The 20,282-nt window shown below is 71.0% G+C and carries 20 protein-coding genes; 8 read left to right on the top strand and 12 right to left on the bottom strand.

From position 1 onward, the window contains the following. Nucleotides 1-16: 16 nt before the first annotated feature. Nucleotides 17-658 carry an OmpA family protein gene (locus VO99_RS12935; protein WP_046113290.1) on the top strand — a complete coding sequence of 214 codons (642 nt, stop codon included), beginning with the start codon at nucleotides 17-19 and terminating at the stop codon, nucleotides 656-658. Nucleotides 659-767: 109 nt separating this feature from the next. Beyond that, nucleotides 768-1,280: an OmpA family protein gene (locus tag VO99_RS12930; RefSeq protein ID WP_157039554.1), complete on the top strand. Its 513-nt coding sequence runs from the start codon at nucleotides 768-770 to the stop codon at nucleotides 1,278-1,280. Nucleotides 1,281-1,300: 20 nt separating this feature from the next. Here the strand turns inward: VO99_RS12930 and VO99_RS12925 are convergent, their stop codons facing one another. From VO99_RS12925 to VO99_RS28820, 5 genes are all read right to left on the bottom strand, one after another. After that, nucleotides 1,301-2,359, bottom strand: coding sequence for a homocysteine S-methyltransferase family protein (locus tag VO99_RS12925; protein ID WP_046113288.1), 1,059 nt, complete (start codon nucleotides 2,357-2,359; stop codon nucleotides 1,301-1,303). Then, a complete protein-coding gene (locus tag VO99_RS12920; RefSeq protein ID WP_052736302.1) occupies nucleotides 2,356-4,506 on the bottom strand; it encodes a putative bifunctional diguanylate cyclase/phosphodiesterase in 2,151 nt (716 codons plus the stop codon). Before VO99_RS12920 ends, VO99_RS12925 begins: the two co-directional genes overlap by 4 nt. Before the next feature lie 87 nt (nucleotides 4,507-4,593). Beyond that, the gene (locus VO99_RS12915) at nucleotides 4,594-6,924 is read right to left on the bottom strand and encodes an ATP-binding protein (RefSeq protein WP_046113286.1); all 2,331 of its coding nucleotides are present in this window, start codon (nucleotides 6,922-6,924) and stop codon (nucleotides 4,594-4,596) included. Between the two features lie 60 nt (nucleotides 6,925-6,984). Then, a complete protein-coding gene (locus VO99_RS12910) occupies nucleotides 6,985-7,272 on the bottom strand; it encodes a BTH_I0359 family protein (RefSeq protein WP_046113285.1) in 288 nt (95 codons plus the stop codon). Between the two features lie 111 nt (nucleotides 7,273-7,383). Further along, on the bottom strand, nucleotides 7,384-8,568 hold the full coding sequence (locus tag VO99_RS28820; protein WP_052736301.1) for a DUF3108 domain-containing protein: 1,185 nt from the start codon (nucleotides 8,566-8,568) through the stop codon (nucleotides 7,384-7,386). 13 nt (nucleotides 8,569-8,581) lie between these two features. Between VO99_RS28820 and VO99_RS12900 the strand changes: the two genes are divergently transcribed. Genes VO99_RS12900 through VO99_RS12880 form a run of 5 tightly spaced genes read left to right on the top strand, consistent with a single transcriptional unit; the run spans nucleotide 8,582 to nucleotide 13,042 of the window. Next, complete coding sequence (locus tag VO99_RS12900; RefSeq protein WP_046113397.1) at nucleotides 8,582-9,571, top strand: fumarylacetoacetate hydrolase family protein; 990 nt, start codon at nucleotides 8,582-8,584, stop codon at nucleotides 9,569-9,571. A gap of 14 nt (nucleotides 9,572-9,585) precedes the next feature. Further along, nucleotides 9,586-10,068, top strand: a complete 483-nt coding sequence (locus VO99_RS12895) for a retropepsin-like aspartic protease family protein (protein ID WP_046113284.1) — start codon at nucleotides 9,586-9,588, stop codon at nucleotides 10,066-10,068. 26 nt (nucleotides 10,069-10,094) lie between these two features. After that, entirely contained in the window at nucleotides 10,095-11,105 is a 1,011-nt protein-coding gene (locus tag VO99_RS12890) for a TraB/GumN family protein (RefSeq protein WP_046113283.1), read from the top strand. Between the two features lie 49 nt (nucleotides 11,106-11,154). Continuing rightward, on the top strand, nucleotides 11,155-11,793 hold the full coding sequence (locus tag VO99_RS12885; RefSeq protein ID WP_046113282.1) for a PhaM family polyhydroxyalkanoate granule multifunctional regulatory protein: 639 nt from the start codon (nucleotides 11,155-11,157) through the stop codon (nucleotides 11,791-11,793). A 46-nt stretch (nucleotides 11,794-11,839) separates the two neighbouring features. Continuing rightward, nucleotides 11,840-13,042: an FIST signal transduction protein gene (locus VO99_RS12880; RefSeq protein WP_046113281.1), complete on the top strand. Its 1,203-nt coding sequence runs from the start codon at nucleotides 11,840-11,842 to the stop codon at nucleotides 13,040-13,042. On the opposite strand, the gene VO99_RS12875 is transcribed toward VO99_RS12880, so the two are convergent. Both VO99_RS12875 and VO99_RS12870 read right to left on the bottom strand, forming a co-directional pair. Continuing rightward, on the bottom strand, nucleotides 13,039-14,010 hold the full coding sequence (locus VO99_RS12875; RefSeq protein ID WP_046113280.1) for a DMT family transporter: 972 nt from the start codon (nucleotides 14,008-14,010) through the stop codon (nucleotides 13,039-13,041). The two genes, VO99_RS12880 and VO99_RS12875, sit on opposite strands and share 4 nt — an antisense overlap. 67 nt (nucleotides 14,011-14,077) lie before the next feature. Continuing rightward, nucleotides 14,078-14,923 (bottom strand): AraC family transcriptional regulator, encoded by an 846-nt coding sequence (locus VO99_RS12870; RefSeq protein ID WP_046113279.1) that lies wholly within the window; start codon nucleotides 14,921-14,923, stop codon nucleotides 14,078-14,080. 127 nt (nucleotides 14,924-15,050) lie between these two features. Between VO99_RS12870 and VO99_RS12865 the strand changes: the two genes are divergently transcribed. After that, on the top strand, nucleotides 15,051-15,236 hold the full coding sequence (locus VO99_RS12865; protein ID WP_046113278.1) for a CsbD family protein: 186 nt from the start codon (nucleotides 15,051-15,053) through the stop codon (nucleotides 15,234-15,236). Nucleotides 15,237-15,368: 132 nt separating this feature from the next. Here the strand turns inward: VO99_RS12865 and VO99_RS12860 are convergent, their stop codons facing one another. The 5 genes from VO99_RS12860 to VO99_RS12840 form a co-directional block, all read right to left on the bottom strand. Continuing rightward, the gene (locus VO99_RS12860) at nucleotides 15,369-17,102 is read right to left on the bottom strand and encodes an ABC transporter substrate-binding protein (RefSeq protein ID WP_046113277.1); all 1,734 of its coding nucleotides are present in this window, start codon (nucleotides 17,100-17,102) and stop codon (nucleotides 15,369-15,371) included. 94 nt (nucleotides 17,103-17,196) lie between these two features. After that, complete coding sequence (locus VO99_RS12855; RefSeq protein WP_046113276.1) at nucleotides 17,197-17,505, bottom strand: DUF2160 domain-containing protein; 309 nt, start codon at nucleotides 17,503-17,505, stop codon at nucleotides 17,197-17,199. A 1-nt stretch (nucleotide 17,506) separates the two neighbouring features. Beyond that, nucleotides 17,507-18,319 (bottom strand): carbohydrate ABC transporter permease, encoded by an 813-nt coding sequence (locus VO99_RS12850; protein ID WP_046113275.1) that lies wholly within the window; start codon nucleotides 18,317-18,319, stop codon nucleotides 17,507-17,509. Next, nucleotides 18,312-19,202, bottom strand: a complete 891-nt coding sequence (locus tag VO99_RS12845; protein ID WP_046113274.1) for a carbohydrate ABC transporter permease — start codon at nucleotides 19,200-19,202, stop codon at nucleotides 18,312-18,314. Before VO99_RS12845 ends, VO99_RS12850 begins: the two co-directional genes overlap by 8 nt. Continuing rightward, nucleotides 19,199-20,281: an ABC transporter ATP-binding protein gene (locus tag VO99_RS12840; RefSeq protein WP_046113273.1), complete on the bottom strand. Its 1,083-nt coding sequence runs from the start codon at nucleotides 20,279-20,281 to the stop codon at nucleotides 19,199-19,201. Before VO99_RS12840 ends, VO99_RS12845 begins: the two co-directional genes overlap by 4 nt. Nucleotide 20,282: the final 1 nt, after the last annotated feature.

Genomic DNA, 20,282 nt, shown 5'->3' with positions numbered 1-20,282 from the left:
ATCAACCCCGGTCGGTATGGCGCTGCTGGCAGCCGCCGTGCTGGCAGGCTGCGGCACCCGGGTGCCGCTAGACCAGCCCACGCCCCGCATGACGGTGCCGCCGCCGCCGCTGCCCGAGCCCCCGCCGCCCCTGCCCTTGCCTCCCGCGGCCACGCCGATGCCGGTGGCGCCTTCGGCCGAGGCCGCGCTGCCGCCGGCGCCGCCGGCATCGGAAGCCGCACCGCCTTCCACCACCACCCAGACGCAGCCGGGCGTGCCGCTGCTGCCGCCCGAGAACGGGCCGCTGATGACCGAACAGCGCTGGCTGCAGCAGTGGTTCGAGGGCACGCCGGTGGTGATCGCGCCGCAGGGCGACGGCACGCTGCTGGTGGAAGTGCCGGCCGAGTTCTGCTTCGACGTGGGCGCCTCGGCCGTCAAGCCGCCGCTGGCCGCGGTGCTCACCCGTGTGCGCAGCAGCCTGGAGCGCCAGCCCAGCCTGCAGATGCGCATCGAGGCGCCGGCCGAATCGGGCGGCCCCGGCTCGCTGGCGCGTGAGCGCAGCACCCGCGTGCGCGAGCACTTCTACAGCGCCGCCATCTCCCCCACCCGCATCACCGAGGCCGATGGCCTGCCCGGCGCGCCGGTGCGGCTGGTGATCAACGGCGGCACCGGCGGCTGACGGCGCGGTTCACCGCCCGCAACACCGCTTACATGGCGCAGCGCGCCGGGTCCGCGGGCCGCGCTGCAATCGGGCGATGACCACGATGTTCACGCACTCCCCTCGCCCCATGTCCCGCCGCACCGCGGCTGCCGCCTGCGTGGCCGCCGCGCTGCTGGCGTCCGGCTGCGCCACCGGTCCGCAAGGTGGCGGCGCCGGCAGCACGCCTGCCGGCAGCGAGGCCGACCGCCGAGCCGCCGCACCGGCGGCCCTGATGGCCGAGCAGCAATGGCTGCAGCAATGGTTCAGCGGCACGCCGGTGGCGATTGCGCAGGAGCGCAGCGGCGCGCTGCGGGTGGACGTGCCGGATGCCTTTGCCTTCGATGCCGGCCAGGCGGCCATCAAGCCGGCGCTGGCCGCGGTGCTGGACCGGGTGGCGGAAAGCATGCGCCGGCGCGACCTGCTGGTGCTGACGGTGGCGCCTCCCGCGGGGGGCGAGGCCGGGCTGGGACGGCGCCGGGTGGAGTCGATGACGCGCCACCTGACCGGCCGCGGCGTGAACGCCGGCCGCATCGCGCCCGCGGCGGCCGATGGGCCGGTGGTCGGCCTGCGGCTGCGCGTCAATCCGGCCGCCGGCGCCTGAGCCCGGCCGGCCGATGCGGATCAGGCGGCTTCGGCCGCCTCGGCTTGCACCAGGCCGCTGAACAGCGGATCGCGCCGGCTGCGCGGCCGGTAGGCCGACACCCGCTGCGCGATGGCGGCGATGTGGTCGGGCGTGGTGCCGCAGCAGCCGCCCACGATGTTCAGGAAGCCGCTCCTTGCGAACTCTTCCATCAGTCCGCCGGTGACGTCGGGCGTCTCGTCGAAGCCGGTGTCGCTCATCGGGTTGGGCAGGCCGGCGTTCGGGTAGCAGGAGATGGCGGTGTCCGGCGCCGCCTTGCCCAGTTCCTCGATGTAGGGGCGCATCAGCGCCGCGCCCAGCGCGCAGTTCAGGCCCACCGCCAGCGGCTTGGCATGCCGCACCGAGTGCCAGAAGGCCGTGACCGTCTGGCCCGACAGGATGCGGCCGGAGGCGTCGGTGACGGTGCCGCTGATGATCACCGGCAGCCGCTCGCCGGTGGCTTCCATCAGCTCGTCCAGCGCGAAGATCGCCGCCTTGGCGTTCAGCGTGTCGAAGATGGTCTCGACCAGGAACAGGTCGCAGCCGCCGTCCAGCAGGCCCTGGGCCTGCTCGTAGTAGGCCGCGCGCAGGGCTTCGAAGGTGACGTTGCGCGCCGCCGGGTCGTTGACGTCGGGGCTGATGCTGGCGGTGCGAGGCGTGGGGCCCAGCGCGCCGGCCACGAAGCGCGGCTTGTCGGGCGTGCTGGCCGCGTCACAGGCTTCGCGGGCAATGCGGGCGGCGGCCACGTTCATCTCGTACGCCAAATCCTGCAGGCCGTAGTCCTCCTGCGCGATGGAGGTGGCGCCGAAGGTGTTGGTCTCGATCAGGTCGGCCCCGGCCGCCAGGTACTGGTCGTGGATCTCGCGGATCACGTCGGGCCGCGTCAGCACCAGCAGGTCGTTGTTGCCCTTCAGGTCCTTCGGATGGTCCTTCAGCCGCTCGCCGCGGAAGTCGGCTTCCGTCAGCTTGTACCGCTGGATCATCGTGCCCATGGCACCGTCGATGACGACGATGCGTTGCTTCAGCAGCTCGGGCAGTTCGGCGGCGCGGGTGTAGTTCATGCGCCCGATTCTAGGGACGGCGCTTCATCCACGGCGACGTAGGCGGAATCGCCGAAGGTGAGCGACTCGGGCCGGCCCACGCCGTCGGCCCACAGCGCCATCAGGTGCGGCAGCATCGGCTTGGCGAACAGGAAGCCCTGCAGCTCGTCGCAGCCCAGCGCATGCAGCACGTCGCGCTGGCCCGGGGTTTCCACGCCTTCGGCCACCACGTTCAGGCCCAGCGCATGGGCCAGTCGCACCACCGCTTCCACGATGGCGCGCGCATCGGCGCTGGTCTCCAGGTCGCGCACGAAGGCGCGGTCGATCTTGAGCTGCCGCGCCTGCAGCCTGCGCAGGTAGGACAGGCTGGAATAACCCGTGCCGAAGTCGTCGATCGACATCTGCACGCCGATGCAGGCCAGGCGCTCGAAGGTGCGCAGGGTGCTCTCGGCGTCTTCCATCGCCACCGACTCGGTGATCTCGAAGGTGAGCAGCGTGGCATCGATGCGGTGCTCGTCGATGGCACGCTGCACCCGCTCCACCAGGTCGTCCTGCCGCAGCTGATAGACCGACAGGTTGATGGCCACGCGCACGCGCAGGCCTTCGTCCAGCCACTGGCGCACCTGGCGGCAGGCGCGCTCGATCACCCAGTCGCCCAGCGCGCCGATGAGGCCGAAGCGCTCGGCCACCGGGATGAACACCGCCGGGCTCACCAGCCCGCGCCGCGGATGGCGCCAGCGTGCCAGCGCCTCGGCACCGGTGATCACGCTGCCGTCGCCCGACACCTTGGGCTGGTAGTGCAGCTCCAGCTCGCCGCGCTCCAGCGCCAGGCGCAGGTCGCGCTGCAGCTCCACCTGCTCGCGCACATGGGCGTCCATGTGCGGCTCGAAGAAGGCATAGCCGCGGCCACCGGCGCGCTTGGCGGCGTACATCGCGGCATCGGCATTGGCCATGAGCTTGCCGCGTTCGCCACCGCTGCCATGCACCGCGATGCCCACCGAGCACGACAGGGCCACCTCGCGCTCCTGCACCGTCACCGGCCGCGACAGCGCGTCGATGATGCGCTGCGCCGCCTGGGCCACCGCGGCCTCGTTGCGCACGCCCTGCAGCAGCAGCACGAACTCGTCGCCCCCCACGCGGGCCACGGTGTCGCTGGCGCGGGCCTCGGCGGCCAGGCGCTGCGCCATCTCGCGCAGCACCAGGTCGCCGAAGGCATGGCCGAAGGAATCGTTGATCGGCTTGAAGCCGTCGAGGTCGACGAACAGCACCGCCAGCGTGCTGCCGTCGCGGCCGGTGCGCTGCACCGCCTGCGCCACGCGGTCGTCGAACAGCAGGCGGTTGGGCAGGCCGGTGAGCGCGTCGCGGAAGGCCAGCTGGTGCAGCTCGTCGTTGGCCGCCTGCAGCGATTGCGCCAGCAGCTGTGCCCGGCCCTGCAGCCGCGCATCCAGCAAGGAAGTGAACAGCGTCAGCAGCAGCAGCGTCACCGCGGCCACCGACACCAGCATGCCCAGGCTGTCGCCGCGCAGGCCGTTGGCGCTCAGGCATACCGAGCCCTCGGCGAAGGACGCGGCGGCCATGCCGGTGTAGTGCATGCCGCAGATGGCCGCGCCCATCACCAGGGCGGCCAGCGTCTGGCCGGCGCGCGCGGCCGAGCCGCTCAGCCGGCGCAGCCAGAAGAAGATGAGCAGCGCCGCGGCCGAGGCAGCCACCGCCACCGCGGCCGACGCGGCCACCGTGGGCCAGTGCCACTGGATGCCCGGCGCCATCTGCAGCGCCGACATGCCGGTGTAGTGCATGGCGCAGATGCCCAGCCCGATGGCCAGCGCGCCGCCGGCCAGGGTGGACCAGCGCAATTCCGCCCGCGAGGCGATGCCCAGCGCCATGGCCGACGAAGCCACCGCGGCAACCCAGGACAGCAGCGTGCGGCCCACTTCGTAGCCGATCTCGATCGGCATCTGCACCGCCAGCATGCCCACGAAGTGCATGGACCAGATGCCGCAGCCCATGGCCAGCGATCCGCCGATCCACCAGCTGGCCGCCATCAACCGGTCTTCGGCGCGCACGCGGTGGGCCAGGTTCAGCGCCACGAAGGACGCCAGGGTGGCGATCAGGTAGGACAGCGCGACGACGAGCGGGTCGTAGCGCAGGGCCATTGATGTAACTTCCATGCGGGGTACTGCGGCTGGTCGAGTGGAGCCGCCACCCGTGACCTTCCGTTGTCGGCCATTGCTGCCGACGCTTGAGCTATCGGGCCGCTACCGCACGAAGCCCATGCCGCGTCGCTGGCGCACCAGCGGCTTGGCGCGGTGCTCGCCTTCCAGCTGGGCCAGGAAGCCGTCGGCATCGAACACGTCGCCCAGCACCTCGGCCTGGCGCTGCACCGCGGCGAAGTCGCCGGGCGTGAGCTGGTCCAGCTGCAGCAGCCGCTGCCGGTGCTCCGGCTGCAGCGCCGCCTCCTCGCCGCCCAGCGCCTCGGCCGCGAACATGCGCAGCCGCTGCGCCGGCGTCAGCGGGTTGAAGCGGATCTTGAAGGTGAAGCGGCGCAGCGCGGCTTCGTCCAGCTCGTCGAACAGGTTGGTGGTGCAGATGAAGATCTCGGCGAAACGCTCCATGCACTGCAGCATCTCGTTGACCTCGGTCACCTCGTAGGTGCGCTCGGCGCGCTGGCGGCTGCGCAGGAAGCTGTCGGCCTCGTCCAGCAGCAGCACCGCGCCCTCGGCGGTGGCTTCCTCGAACATGCGGGCCATGTTCTGCTCGGTCTCGCCGACGAACTTGCTCACCAGGTCGCTGGCCTGGCGCACCATCAGCGGCCGCTGCAGCGATTGGGCGATGTGCTCGGCCAGCGCCGTCTTGCCGGTGCCCGGCGCACCGTGGAAGCACAGCGTGCCGTGGCCGCGGCGGCCGAGCGATTCGATGATGCGCGGCAGCTCGAAGCGGGTTTCCACGTTCAGCAGCGACAGGTCGTACTGCGTGACCACCGGCCGCGCCGGCCGCTGGCTGCCGCTCTGGCCCAGCGCCTTGTCGGCATTGCCCAGCTGGCGCTCGATCAGGCTCTCGATGGCCGCGCCGTCCGCATCGGGCGCCTGCGCCAGCCGCGCGAAGCGCACCGCGGTGCGGATCTGCGCCGGCGTGAGGCCGCGGCGCTCGGCCAGCCGCGCCGCGAAGCCCGCGCGCACCGGCACCTCGGCCAGCGCGCGGGTGACCAGCGCCTCGCGCGCGCCGGGCGGCGGCGACTTCAGCTCCAGGTGGTACTGGAAGCGGCGGCGGAAGGCGGGGTCGATCTGCTCGATGCGGTTGGTGACCCAGATCACCGGCACCGGATTGGTCTCGAGGATCTGGTTGACCCAGGCCTTGCCGCTGACGCTGCCGCTGGGCGCGTCGCTGCTGTCCAGCCGGGCCATCAGCTGCGCGGTGTCGGTGGACAGCGGCGGGAACACGTCCTCCACCTCGTCGAACAGCAGGGCCACCTGCGGGCTGGTCTTGAGGAACACCTGGCTGATCTGCAGCGAGCGGTAGCGGTCGCGGCCCGACAGCGAGTTGCCGTCGCGGTCGGCGTACTCCACCTCGTACAGCGTGAGGCCGGCCGATTGCGCGGCCACCTTGGCCAGCTCCGTCTTGCCGGTGCCGGGCGGGCCGTACAGCAGCACGTTGACGCCGGGCGCCTTGCGCTGCACCGCATTGCGCAGCAGGCCGGCCAGCACGGCCAGGTCGTCGCCGACGAACTGGAAGTCGGCCGGCTGCAGCTCGCTGGCATGCGCCGGGCGGGTGAACACGGCCATCAGGTCGTTGGGGCCGGGGTACTCGCGCATCAGCACCGGCGGCAGCTGGTCGCTGACCTTCATCAGGTCGGCCAGGTCGGTGATGTTGTGCTCGGAGATGAGGTTCTCCACCATGCCGATGCGCTCGAGCCGCGATCCGGCGCGCAGGGCCTCGGCCACGTCGCGCTGGTCCACGCCGGCCACGTCGGCAATGGCGGCATACGCCTCCTGCGCGCTGGACACCTTGAACTCCACCAGCAGGCCGCGCAGGTCGCGCTGGTAGCGGGCCAGCGTGCCGTACAGCAGCAGCGCGCGCTCGGCCGCATTGAGCTGCAGCAGGCCGGCCAGCGCGTCGATGTTCTTCTCGACGAGGGTCAGCTCCTTCTTCAGGCTGCGCTCCAGCCACTGCGAGGTGGCCGCCAGCACCGTCAGCAAGTCCTTCGGCGCGTCCTTGATGTATTCGTCGATGTAGAAGAAGACCGTGCCTTCCTCATACGGCCCGCGCCAGTGGCCGTGGCGCTGCAGGAAGGCGTCGTCGCCCAGGGCCTCGTGGCCACGCCAGTGCTCGTTGTTCTGGCAGCGCTGGGCGAGGAAGGCGCGCAGCCGGCGCAGGACCGGCTCGGGCCAGGCCAGGTGGCGGCCGGTGAGCGACAGCAGGCTGTTCCAGTCGCGCCGCAGGTTGAAGCGGCCCGCGTTGCGCATCGTGAGCGCCAGCACGAAGCGCGAGCACATGCGGTCCATCACGGGCGCATCGCGCAGGTCGGGCGACAGGTGGAGCGGGACGTCGGCGGTGGGATTCACGGCACGCAGCGGGGTTGTGCGCTGCATGTTCGCCCAGCCGCCGGGCCTGGGCAAGCCCTGCCGGTGGCAGGGCCTTGGCGGGGCGGATCAGTGCAGCACGACGGGGTGCTGGGCCAGCTGGGTGAAGCGGGCGATGTAGTCGTCCAGCTCGTCCTCCGACGGGCTGGTCTGGATCAGCGCTTCCACGCCCTCCTTGAAGCTTTCCGCCATCGCACCTTCCAGGAAGATTTCCTTGCGGGCGAACTTGTCGACGATTTCGTAGCCGCCGCGGGTGAGCGGTGCGTCCTGTGCCGGGCTGGCCTGGGCCGGCGTGGCTTCGGTAGGCAGGTCGAACTGCACCACCGCAAAACTGTCCGAGTTGTAGAGCATCAACATGGAGTTCTCTCCTTGCAGGCCAGTTGGCGCCGTGATCGCAAGTTTCAAGCCATGCACGGCATTCATGACCGCTGCGGAGCAATCGGGCGGCCCGGGCCGCGGGCGCCCGGTTCAGTCGGCCAGCCTCAGCTCCAACGCGTCGTCGTTGCCGGCCGTGGACAGGCGGGCCAGCACCGGGCGGTCTTCACGGGCCGGGTCCAGCCAGACCTCCACGTGCGTGTCGTAGGCCTTGCGCGGCTCGCGCACCAGCTTCAAGGCCAGGGTGTCCCGGCCGCCGCCGGCCGGCACGTTCTCGAGCCCGACCACGCTGAACTGCCACAGGTCGGCGTCGCCCCGCGCGCCGGAGACGAAGAACGACAGCCGCGAGCCCACGCCGAAGCGCTTGGGCGATGCGTTGAGCACGCCCCCGAGCTGCAGCATCCAGCTCAGGCGGTCCTGCGCGCCGGTCGGCAAGTCGTACTGCACCGACGGGCCGGAATAGGTGATCTTGCCCGCGCCGCGCTGGAAGTTGGCGGCCTGCGCATCGCGGCCGCGGCGGCGCACGAGGAAGCGCTCGGGTGCCACGCCGGCACGGTCGATGGCGCCGGTGCTGGTCCAGTCCAGCACGTTGAAGCCGGCCACGCTGCCGTCCAGCCGCGCTTCGTAGCGCCGGCCGTCGGCCGATGGCGCCCAGCGCAGGGTGCCGGTGCCGCCGAGCATGCCGCGCTGCAGCCGGTAGCGCGCGCTGAAAGCGGCGGCCAGCCGGGTGGGGTAGACGGGCACTTCCACCGTTTCCGCCCGCGCGGCGGCGGGGGCCACGGCGGTGGCGGCGGCGGCCATCACCAGGGGCAGGTCGGCGGGCTCGGGGGCGGCGGGGTCGGGGCCGGGGTCAGTCTGTGCCACCGTCGGTTCGGGCGCGGGCAGTTCGGCATGCGTGTCGGCGGCCGGGGCTTCCTCGGGCGCGGGCGGGTCGTCCTCCACCGGGGCCCGGGCCGCGTCTTCGGCCGGCTGGCCGGGCGCGGGCGCCGGCTGGGGCATGGCCTGCAGCGCCGCGGTGGGCCGGGGCGTCTTGCCGGCCTGGGCCGCCGGCATGGGCGGGGTGGCGGGTTGCGGGGCGGCGGCGGCCGGCTGCGCTGGCACGTCCACCGCCGCCAGCGTGCGCACGGTGAAGGCACCGGGGCGGCCCGGCAGCTCGCCATCGGCCTGTGTGGCCAGCCCCAGGTGCTGCAGCCCCACGCCGTGGGCCAGCACGATGGCGGCGGCCACGCCGCCCAGCACCAGCCGGCGGCGCCAACGGCCGGGCGCGGGGGGAGCCATCACAATCGCTTTCATGAAACTCGCTACGTACAAGGATGGATCGCGGGACGGCCAGCTGGTGGTGGTGTCGCGCGACCTGGCCACCGCCCATTTTGCGACCGGCACCGCCACCCGCCTGCAGCAGGTGCTGGACGACTGGAACTTCCTCAGCCCGCAGCTGGAAGACCTGTACCAGACCCTGAACCACGGCAAGGCCCGGCATGCGTTCGCCTTCGAGCCGCAGAAATGCATGGCGCCGCTGCCGCGCGCCTGCCAGTGGGCCGACGGTTCAGCCTACCTCAACCATGTGGAGCTGGTGCGTCGCGCCCGCAAAGCGGAAGTGCCCGAGAGTTTCTACAGCGACCCACTGATGTACCAGGGCGGCAGTGACGACTTCCTGGGCCCGTGCGACGAAGCGGTGTTCGGGGACGAGGCCTGGGGCATCGACTTCGAGGCCGAGCTGGCGGTGGTCACCGGCGACATCCCCATGGGCTGCGCCCCCGACCGTGCGCTGGAAGGCATCCGCCTGCTGATGCTGGTCAACGACTGGAGCCTGCGCAACCTCGTGCCCGCCGAGCTGGCCAAGGGCTTCGGCTTCTTCCAGAGCAAGCCGGCCACCGCCTTCAGCCCCGTTGCGGTGACACCCGACGAACTGGGCGACGCCTGGAAAGGTGGCCGCCTGCACCTGACGCTGCACAGCGCCTGGAACGGCCGCACCGTGGGCCTGACCGAGGCCGGGCCGGAGATGACCTTCCACTTCGGCCAGCTCATCGCCCACATGGCCAGGACACGCCGCGTGCGTGCCGGCAGCATCGTGGGCAGCGGAACCGTGAGCAACCAGGACTGGTCCCATGGCTATGCCTGCATTGCCGAAAAACGCGCCATCGAGACCATCGAAAGCGGTGAGCCCAAGACCGGCTTCATGCGCGACGGCGACACCATCCGCATCGAGATGAAGGGCAGCGACGGCCAGAGCGTGTTCGGCGCCATCGAGCAGCGCGTGGTGGTGGAGGCCGCCCGCTGAGCGCGGGCCGCGGCATGGGCGAGCTGTCCCGCACCTTCAAGCTGGCGACGCTGTGGCTGCTGATCGGCGCGGCCGTGTTCCTGGGCGTGCAGTGGTGGCAGGCGCAGCAGCGGCAGACCCGCTTCAGCGCCGAAGGCGGCGTGGTGGAGCTGCGCCGCGCACCCGACGGGCATTTCCACTGGCCGGGCCAGGTCAACGGCGTGGCGGTGGACTTCCTGGTGGACACCGGCGCCACCAGCACTGCGCTGCCCCAGTGGCTGGCCGACCGCGCGGGCCTGACGGTGGAAGGCAGCATCACCTCCAGCACCGCGAACGGCACGGTGCGCGGCGGCCTGGCGCGGGCCGACGTGGCGCTGCAGGGCGGCATCCGCGCCGAGCGCCTGCGGGTGACGGTGCTGCCCGCGCTGGAGGCGCCGCTGCTGGGCATGGACGTGCTGTCGCGCATGCACTTCAGCCAGCGCGGCGGCGTGCTGCGCTTCGAGCCGGCCGGCCCCTGACCTTCGATGCGCCTTCCGGAGACCGCATGACCTTCGCCCGAACCGTTCGCCGGACCCTTCGCCAGCGCCTGGCTGCGCTGCTGCTGTGCGGCCTGGCGGGCCTCGTCGCCCCCGGCGCACGGGCCGCCGACACGCCGGCCGCGCCGCCGGTCGATTGCCCGCCGGTGGCCACCGCGCCCACCGAGGCGCAGATGCGCAGCGCGGTCGCCCAGGCGCGCGACCGCGGCCTGCTCTGGCGCATCGAGCGCGACGGCCAGGCCAGCCACCTCTACGGCACGGTGCACATCGGCAAGCTGGCCTGGACGGTGCCCGGGCCCCGCGTGCGACAGGCGCTGATGGCCGCCGACACGCTGGCGCTGGAGCTGGACTTCACCGACCCCGCGATGGCGCGCAAGCTGGCCGCGATGGTGGCCGCGCCGGACGGCGGCCACGGCGTGCCGCTGCCGCCGGCGCTGCAGGCGCGGCTGGCCCGCCTGGTCGAAGCCGCCTGCCTGCCGCCGGACAGCCTGCAGGGCCAGCATCCGGTGATGCAGGCGCTGTCGCTCACCCTGATGTCCGCCCGCCGCGAGGGCCTGGACCCGGCCTTCGCCCAGGAGTTCTCGCTCGCCGGCTTCATGCGGGCGCTGCAGCGCAACGTGGTGTCGCTGGAAACGCCGGAGCTGCAGATGGCGGCCCTGGTGCCCGCCGACCCCGCGCAATCGCTGCGCATGGTGCAGCAGATGGTGGAGCAGCTGGAGGCGCAGCGCGCCCAGGCCCTGCTGCTGCGCCTGGCCGACGTGTGGGAGCGCGGCGACCTGGCGCAGATCGAGCGCTACGAGGCCTGGTGCGATTGCGTGGAGACCGAAGACGATCGCCAGCAGATGCAGCGGCTGAACGATGCCCGCAACCCGGGCCTGGCCGACCGCATCGAGGCGCTGCACCGCGAAGGCCGCCAGCTTTTCGTCGCGGTGGGTGCGCTGCACATGACCGGCCCGCAGGCGCTGCCGCGGCTGCTGGCCCAGCGCGGCTTCCGCGTGGAGCGCGTGCCGCTGCGCTGACCCACAATCGGCTGCAGCAGTCCACCGAACCCCCACCAGGAGACTCACCATGGCCGACAGCGCCTCCCCCTTCAAATCCCTCGTGCCCGGCTTCGACTTCCTGCAGAACCTGGTCAAGGGCGCCGGCACCGCGATGCCCTCGATCGGCCAGTGGGTGGCGCCCACGCTGGACCCTGCCGAACTTACCAAGCGCATCGACGAGCTGAAGACCGTGCAGTTCTGGCTGGAGCAGAACGCCCGCATGCTGGCCGCCACCATCCAGGCGCTGGAGGTGCAGCGCATGACGCTGTCCACGCTGAAGACGATGAACGTGCAGGTGCAGGACCTGCAGGAGGCAATGAAGATCAAGATGCCCGAGCCCGCGGCCGCCCCGGCGCCCGCCAAGGCGGCGGCACCGGCCGAGCCCGCGGCCACCGACGAGCCCGCGGCCGCGCCCGCGCCGGCCGGCGTGGTGGACCCGATGCAGTGGTGGGGCGCGCTGACCAAGCAGTTCACCGAGCTGGCCACCGAGGCCATCAAGGAAGGCAGCGCCCAGGCCGCGCAGGTGGCGCAGATGGCCAAGCTCAAGCCCGGGCCGGTGGCCGCGGCACCGGACGAGGCCGCGGCCGATGCACCCGCGGCCGCGCCGGCCCGCAAGGCGCGGCCGGCCGTCAAGACCGCGGCGCGCAAGCGCGGCACCGGCAGCTGAGGCCGCCACCGGAGGCCGGCTGGCGCGGCGGGTGCACACTGGGCCCATGATCCCGTTCATCCACGCCCACGCCACCCATCCCGACTGGCGCATGGCCCTGGCCCTCGTGGCCGCCCAGGTCGATGCGCAACGGGCCGCCCAGGCCCGTGCCACCGAGGCCGCCGGCCGGCCCTTCACGCTGGGCTTCGTCTATTTCAGCGACCACTACACCGCGCACGCCGACGCCCTGCTGGACGACCTGCGCAGCCGCTGGCCGGGCGTGCAGTGGGTGGGCTCGGTGGGCGTGGGCGTGGCCGCCAGCGGCGTGGAATACATCGACGAGCCGGCGCTGGCGCTGATGCTGGCCGCGCTGCCGCCCGAGACCTTCCAGGTGTTCTCCGGCGCCCGGCCGCTGGGCAGCACCGAGCCTTTCGCCGCGCTGGTGCATGCCGACCCCGGCACGCCCGAGCTGGCGGAGCTGATCGGCGAGCTGAGCGGGCGCACCGCTTCCGGCTACCTGTTCGGCGGCCTGGCCGCCGGCCGCCAGGGTGCGGTGCACCTGGCCGACGCGGTGTGCCGCGGCGGCCTCTCGGGCGTGGGCTTCACGCAGGCCGTGCCGCTGCTGTCGCGCGTCACCCAGGGTTGCCAGCCGGTCGGCCCGGTGCGGCGCGTGACGGCCGCGCAGCGCAACGTGGTCACCGCACTCGATGGCGAGCCCGCGCTGGACTGCCTGCTGGCCGACCTGGGCGTGGCGCTCGACGACCCGCATGCGGCGCTGCCCAAGCTGCGCGCCACGCTGGTGGGCCTGTCGGACGGCCGCAGCGACGTGCTCACCCGGCCCGGCCAGTTCGGCACCGACACCCGCGTGCGCCACCTGGTGGGCCTGGACCCGGCCGCCCGCGGCATCGCCGTGGCCGACGTGGTGGAGCCCGGCATGCAGCTGGCCTTCTGCGCACGCGACGTGCAAGCCGCCCGGCGCGACCTGGTGCGCATCTGCAGCGAGATCCGCGAGGAGCTGGAGCCCGAGGCCGGCAGCTCCACCGGCCCTGGCGATCCGCTGCAGCGGGTGGCCGGTGCGCTGTACATCAGCTGCGCCGGCCGCGGCGGGCCGCACTTCGGCGCACCGTCCGCCGAAATGCAGATCCTGCAGCATGCGCTGGGCGACGTGCCGCTGATCGGCTTCTTCGCCGGCGGCGAGATCGCGCACCACCACCTCTACGGCTACACCGGCGTGCTCACGGTGTTCCTGGAGCCCGCGGCGGCCTCCTAACCAGCGTGCGCCTGCACCGCCGCCACCGGCTCCGGCCGCACGCGCAGCGCCCAGGCCACGCCGGCCACCAGCAGCACGATGCCCAGCAGCGTGACCGGCTCCGGCCAGCGCCCGCGCAGCATGAAGGCATAGGCCAGCGCGGCCAGCGTCTCGAACACGATGAGCTGGCCCACCAGGGTGGTGGGCAGGCGCTGGCTGGCCTCGTTCCAGCACAGCGTGCCCAGCCAGGAGGCCAGCAGGCCGATGGCCACCATCAGGCCGATGAAGCGCGCCGGCGTGGGGCCGAAGGGCATGGCCAGCGGCTGCGCGGTGGCGGTGGCCCAGGCCCAGAGGCCGGCAAAGCCCAGCATCGCCATCGGCAGCGTGGCGATGCCCTGCGCCGTGGCCCAGCTGCGCGGACTGCGGTCGGCATGGTGGCGCAGCCAGTCGGCATTGCGGATCGGGTACCAGGTCCAGCAGGCCACCGCCGCCAGCGCCAGCAGCGCGCCGCTGGCGTAACGGCCCACGTCGGCAGCGGGGTCGGCGCGCAGGTGCTGGATCTCCACCTGGTTGACGCAGCCGATGCCCGCCGCGATGAGCGCCAGCGAAGGCGCCAGCTTCAGCCACGGCAGCCGGCCATCGCGCGCGGCATCGCGCAGGTTGGAGCAGATGGCGATCACCACCGGCAGCGTGCCGATGATCATGGTGGGCAGCGGCCCGCCCGCGCGCTGGATGGCCGCGGCCAGGCACAGGTAGTACAGCAGGTTGCCGACGAGCGAAAGCTTGGCCGCCTCCAGCCAGTCGGCGCGGGTGAACTGCGCCATGCGCCGGCGGTCCAGCCACAGCAGCGGCAGCGCGATGAGGCCGAAGGCCAGGTAGCGGCCGAAGGACAGCATGGCCGCCGGATAACCCGGCAGCAGCGTGGGCGCGATGAAGACGAGGCCCCACATCAGGCCGGCGGCCAGGGCGAACAAGGTACCGATGAGCATGGCCGCAGTGTCGGCCAGCCGACGGGCCCGGGTCTTGTACCGGATTGCGCTGCCGCGCGCGGCGGCCTCAGCCCACCTGCCGCGCGTAGCGTGCGGGCGTGACGCCGTAGCGGCGGCTGAAGGCACGGGTGAGGTGCGCCTGGTCGGCCAGCCCCACCGCCGCAGCCACCGACGCCGGCGGCTGGCCGGCCGCCAGCCGGCGCTTGGCCTGCAGCAGCCGCAGGGCCATCAGCATCTGGTGCGGCGTGGCGCCATGGGCGGCCTTGAAGCTGCGCTGGAAATGGAACGGGCTCAGGTCCGCCACCGCGGCCAGTTCCGCCAGGGTCAGCGGCTCGGCCAGGCGGTCGTGCATGCAGTCGATCACTGCGCCGAAGCGCAGGGCGGACGCCGGCTGCAGCGGCCGGCCGATGCGCGCGGCGGGCCGCAGCAACTGCAGCAGATCGAGCAGCGCGCCGTCCACCGCCAGCGCATCGGTGGCCTGCCACAGCCGGTGGAGCTGCTGCTGCAGCCGCGCGGCCAGCAGCGCGTCATGCCGCACCGCGCCGTCGAACCACCAGCCGGCATCCCCGGTCAGCGCCTGCAGCAGCTCGGCGTCCAGGTACAGCATGCGGTAGCTCCAGCCCTGCGCGGTCTCGGCGCGGCCGGTGTGCAGCTCGTCGGGATTCATCAGCACCACCGAGCCGGCAGGCGCCAGGTGCTCGGTGCCGCGGTAGCGAAAACGCTCCACCCCGCTGACGATGGCGCCGATGCCGAAGGCCTGGTGGGTATGCGGCTCGAAGGCATGGCGCACGATATGCGCCCGGTACAGCTCCATGCCCGCGCGGTGCGCAGGCCGGCGGAACTCGGCCCGGTCGGCCGGGTGCTCGAACTGGTCGGGTACGCCCTGCATGCGGCCGATGATGGCATGCGGCATCGCCCTACATGCAACCGCGCCCGGGGCCGACGGTTACGGGTGTGACCACGCGGCACAGTAGCTTCACCGCTGAACGCCAGCGGCCGGCAGCGGCAACGCCGCCTCAACCCCCTACGAAGGACTCAGCATGAACAACGACCAAGTCAAGGGCCGCGTCGACGACGCCAAGGGCCATGTGAAGGAAGCCGTGGGCAAGGCCGTGGGCAACGACCGTCTGGCCGCCGAAGGCGTGGCCGACCAGGTCAAGGGCACCACGCAGAAGAACTACGGCGATGCCAAGGAAGACATCAAGGATGTCGTGAAGGGCCGCTGAAGCAGCCCTCCCCAGGCGCCGGGCAGGCGCCACCACCGACCCAGCGGGCCCTCGAGAGGGCCCGTTTGGCCTTGTGCGTGCCGCGCCCGCCCGGGGGGCGGCTTCATGGACTCATGAAGCCGGTTGCCCCGCTCACCGTGCCTTGCCGGCCTTCCACGCGTTCAGCAGGCTGTCGTAGGCGATGGTCTCGCCCTTGGGCTTCTCGTTGGGCAGCTTGGCCCACGGCGCCTGCTTGTCGCTCAGCCACTTCTTCGCGTCTTCACGCTTGTTGAGCTTGGGCGCGCACTTGGCCATGCCGGCACGTTCCAGCCGGGCCATCACGTCGTCCATCTCCTTGGCCAGCGTGTCCATCGCGGCCTGCGGCGTCTTCTCGCCGGTCACCGCCTGCGCCACGTTCTTCCACCACAGCTGGGCCAGCTTGGGGTAGTCGGGCACGTTGGTGCCGGTCGGGCTCCAGGCCACGCGCGCCGGGCTGCGGTAGAACTCCACCAGGCCACCCAGCTTGGGCGCCATGTCGGTCATGGCCTTGCTCTGGATGTCGCTCTCGCGGATCGGCGTCAGGCCGACGATGGTCTTCTTCAGGCTGGTGGTCTTGGCAGTCACGAACTGCGCATACAGCCAGGCGGCGGCCGTCTTGTCGGCGTTGTGGTCCTTGAAGAAGGTCCAGCTGCCCACGTCCTGGTAGCCGTTCTGCATGCCCTGCTTCCAGTACGGGCCGTTGGGGCCCGGCGCCATGCGCCACTTGGGCGTGCCGTCGGCATTGACCACCGGCAGGCCCGGCTTGGTCATGTCGGCGGTGAAGGCCGTGTACCAGAAGATCTGCTGCGCGATCTGGCCCTGCGCCGGCACCGGGCCGGCCTCGCCGAAGGTCATGCCGGTGGCTTCCTTGGGCGCGTACTTCTTCATCCAGTCGACGTACTTGGTCAGCGCGTAGACGGCAGCCGGCGAGTTGGTGGCACCGCCACGCTCCACGGCGGCGCCCACCGGCGTGCACTTGTCGTCGGCCACGCGGATGCCCCACTCGTCGATCGGCAGCCCGTTGGGCGCGCCGATGTCGGCGGTGCCGGCCATCGACAGCCAGGCGTCGGTGAAGCGCCAGCCCAGCGACGGGTCCTTCTTGCCGTAGTCCATGTGGCCGTAGATGGCCTTGCCGTCCACCGTCTTCACGTCGTTGGTGAAGAACTCGGCAATGTCCTCGTAGGCGCTCCAGTTCAGCGGCACGCCCAGGTCGTAGCCGTACTTGGCCTTGAACTTGTCCTTCAGGTCCTGGCGCGCGAACAGGTCGGCGCGGAACCAGTACAGGTTGGCGAACTGCTGGTCGGGTAGCTGGTACAGCTTGCCGTCGGGCGCGGTGGTGAACTTGGTGCCGATGAAGTCCTTCAGGTCCAGGCCGGGGTTGGTGTACTCCTTGCCGGCGCCGGTCATGTAGTCCGTCAGGTTGAGCACCTTGCCGTAGCGGTAGTGGGTGCCGATCAGGTCGGAGTCGCTGATCCAGCCGTCGTAGATGCTCTTGCCCGACTGCATCGAGGTCTGCAGCTTCTCGACCACGTCGCCTTCCTGGATCAGGTCGTGCTTGACGGTGATGCCGGTGATCTCGCTGAAGGCCTTGGCCAGGGTCTTGGCCTCGTACTCGTGCGTGGTGATGGTCTCGGAGACCACGGAGATCTCCTTCACGCCCTTGGCCTGCAGCTTCTTGGCGGCTTCGATGAACCACTTCATCTCCGCCATCTGCTGGTCCTTGTTCAGCGTGGACGGCTGGAACTCGCTGTCCACCCACTTCTTGGCCTCGGCCTCGCCCGCTTGCGCGGTGTGCCCGGCCACGGCCAGCAGGGCCGCCAGGGCGAGTGCGCTGTATCGCAAATTCATGTCTGTCTCCTCGGTGTGCTTCCCCGCTACTGCGGCTTGGGTGACCACGGCCCCGGGGAAGCACCGGGCCGGATTCCCTTTGTCATTGCGGGCGCTAGCCCTTCTTCATGATCACGGCCAGCACGGCCATCGACAGCACGAAGCTGATCCACACGCTGGGCTCGTTCTCCAGCGAGAACCACTGCGCCAGGTGCTCCCCCAGGCCGACGAAGGCCAGGTTGATGTAGGCCGCGGTGAGCAGGCCGATGAAGAGCCTGTCCCCGCGCGTGGTGGCCATCGGCAGCCAGCCCTTGCGCAGCACGGTGGGACTGCGGAGTTCCCACACGGTCATGCCCGCGAGCATCAGCGCGATGCAGATGAAGAAGATCGCGACCGGCGTGGTCCAGACCATCCAGGTGAACATCTCAAACTCTCCCCATGGCAAAGCCCTTGGCGATGTAGTGGCGCACGAACCAGATGACGATGGCGCCCGGCACGATGGTGAGCACGCCGGCCGCGGCCAGCGTGGCCCAGTCCATGCCCGATGCGCTCACCGTGCGGGTCATCGTCGCGACGATGGGCTTGGCGTTCACGCTGGTGAGCGTGCGCGCCAGCAGCAGCTCCACCCAGCTGAACATGAAGCAGAAGAACGCCGCCACGCCCACGCCCGCCTTGATCAGCGGCAGGAAGATGGTGAGGAAGAAGCGCGGGAAGCTGTAGCCGTCGATGTAGGCCGTCTCGTCGATCTCGCGCGGGATGCCGCTCATGAAGCCTTCCAGGATCCACACCGCCAGCGGCACGTTGAACACCAGGTGCGCCAGTGCCACGGCCAGGTGCGTGTCCATCAGCCCCACGGTGGTGTAGAGCTGGAAGAACGGCAGCAGGAACACCGCCGGCGGCGTCATGCGGTTGGTCAGCAGCCAGAAGAACACATGCTTGTCGCCCAGGAAGCTGTAGCGGCTGAAGGCATAGGCCGCCGGCAGCGCCACGCTGATGCTGATGACGGTGTTGATGGCCACGTAGATCAGGCTGTTGATGTAGCCCGAGTACCAGCTCTCGTCGGTGAAGATGCGGTGGTAGTTGTCCCAGGTGAACTCCTGCGGCCACAGGCTGAAGCTCGACAGGATCTCCTGGTTCGTCTTGAACGACATCATCGTCATCCAGTAGATCGGCAGGATGGCGAAGACGAGGTAGAGGATGAGGAACAGCGTCCTCTTCTGGAAGCCGGTCTTATTCACCTGCGTGCTCCTTGTCGGCCGTGCCCACGCGCTGCATCCAGTTGTAGAGGATGAAGCACAGCAGCAGGATGATGAAGAAATAGATCAGCGAGAACGCCGCCGCCGGGCCCAGGTCGAACTGGCCGACCGCCTTCTGCGTGAGGTACTGGCTGAGGAAGGTGGTGGCATTGCCCGGGCCGCCGCCGGTGAGCACGAAGGGCTCGGTGTAGATCATGAAGCTGTCCATGAAGCGCAGCAGCACCGCGATCATCAGCACGCCGCGCATCTTGGGCAGCTGGATGTAGCGGAACACCGCGAACTTGCTGGCACCGTCGATGCGCGCGGCCTGGTAGTACGCATCGGGGATGCTGCGCAGGCCGGCATAACAAAGCAGCGCCACCAGCGGCGTCCAGTGCCACACGTCCATCACCAGCACCGTGAGCCAGGCATGCGTGGCATTGCCGGTGTAGCTGTAGTCGAAGCCCAGCTGCTCCAGCGTGTGGCCGAGCAGGCCGATGTCGGCGCGGCCGTAGATCTGCCAGATGGTGCCCACCACGTTCCACGGGATCAGCAGCGACAGCGCCACCAGCACCAGCACGGCCGAGGCCTTCCAGCCCTGGGCCGGCATGGCCAGGGCCAGCATGATGCCCAGCGGGATCTCCACCGCCAGCACCGACAGCGAATAGACGATCTGCCGCAGCAGTGCGCCGTGCAGTTCCTCGTCGCGCATCACGCTGGCGAACCATTCGGTGCCGACGAACACGCGCCGCTCGGGGCTGATGATGTCCTGCACCGAGTAGTTCACCACCGTCATCAACGGCAGGATGGCCGAGAAGGCCACGCAGATGAAGACCGGCAGCACGAGCAGCCAGGCCTTCTGGTTGACGGGTTTGATCGCGCTCATGCGATGAGCTCCTCGTTCTTGTAGAAGCAGGTGTGCGGGCCCACCACGGCCAGCCAGGCGGTGCTGCCTTCGCCGGGCACCGGCGTGCCGGGGGCCAGCCGGGCCTTCAGCAGCACCTCGCCCACGCGGGCGGTGAGCAGCTGGTAGGTGCCCACGTCCTGCAGCCGCGTGACGGTGGCCGGCAGCGCGCCCACGTCGCCTTCGCGGGCCAGGGCCACGTACTCGGGCCGCACGCCCAGGGTGAATTCGCCGGCCTGGCCCAGCCCGGGCAGCGCCGGCACGCCGGGCATCGGCCGGCCGGCCACGCTGAGCAGGCGGCCGTCCCATTGCGCGGGCAGGAAGTTCATGCCCGGCGAGCCGATGAAGTGGCCGACGAAGGTATGGCGCGGCCGCTCGAACAGGTCGCTGGCACTGCCCACCTGCACCGCGCGGCCACGGGTCATCACCACCACCTGGTCGGCGAAGGTGAGTGCCTCCACCTGGTCGTGGGTGACGTAGATCAGCGTGAGCTTGAGCTCATGGTGGATCTGCTTGAGCTTGCGACGCAGCTGCCACTTCAGGTGCGGGTCGATGACGGTCAGCGGCTCGTCGAACAGCACGGCGCTGACGTCCTCGCGCACCAGGCCGCGGCCCAGTGAGATTTTCTGCTTGGCGTCGGCCGCCAGGCCGGAGGCGCGCATGTCGAGCTGGCCGCTCATCTCCAGCATCTCGGCGATGCGGCCCACGCGCTCCTTGATGCGCGCCGGCGCCACGCCGCGGTTCTTCAGCGGGAAGGCCAGGTTCTCGCCCACGGTCATCGTGTCGTAGATCACCGGGAACTGGAACACCTGCGCGATGTTGCGTTCCTGAGGCGAAGCGCGGGTGACGTCGCGGTCGTCGAACTTCACCGTGCCGTGCGATGGCTGCACCAGGCCCGAGATGATGTTGAGCATGGTGGTCTTGCCGCAGCCCGAGGGGCCCAGCAGCGCATAGGCGCCGCCATCCACGAAGCTCATCTTCAGCGGCAGCAGCGCGTAGTCGCTGTCCTGCTGCGGATCGGGGCGGTAGCTGTGCGCCAGGTCGAGGTCGATGCGTGCCATG

This window comes from Aquincola tertiaricarbonis (assembly GCF_000969605.1).
GTDB lineage: Bacteria > Pseudomonadota > Gammaproteobacteria > Burkholderiales > Burkholderiaceae_C > Aquincola > Aquincola tertiaricarbonis.
Note: the sequence above shows the minus strand (reverse complement) of the source record. Positions and strands in the feature narration are given on the sequence as shown.